Source organism: Priestia sp. SIMBA_032 (assembly GCF_046535215.1).
GTDB classification, from domain to species: domain Bacteria; phylum Bacillota; class Bacilli; order Bacillales; family Bacillaceae_H; genus Priestia; species Priestia aryabhattai.
The window spans coordinates 1-326 of record NZ_JAWRXD010000321.1 but is presented as its reverse complement, the minus strand read 5'-3'; the positions used below and the strand labels follow the sequence as shown (position 1 = coordinate 326).

The 326-nt window shown below is 30.1% G+C and carries 1 pseudogene; it reads right to left on the bottom strand.

From position 1 onward, the window contains the following. Positions 1 to 326: pseudogene (locus SB717_RS34580) on the bottom strand (GTP-binding protein); the annotation flags it as partial.

Below are 326 nucleotides of genomic sequence, written 5' to 3'. Positions count from 1 at the left end.
GTATTATTTGTGTGTAATACGAAGTGAATTTGTAAGTTTGGTACTTGTTCACGTAAATAAATTAACGTATCAATTTCTTCACTATGCAATGGTGAAGAAGAATTTAATACGTAAACAAGGCTATCTGCTGCTTGTAAGTATTCAAAGTATGCATTGTTTTTATCCAATTGTCCTTGAATGGATGGTGTAATAAGAAATGTAAACTTATTTTTTCTTAAAAATCTACTTGGTAGCTTAATTTCTATACATTTTTTCTCAAGTTCTGACTGAGCAGATGTAGCCGTTATTTGATGGAATTCATCAAGGTTAGAGATATTTCTGATATC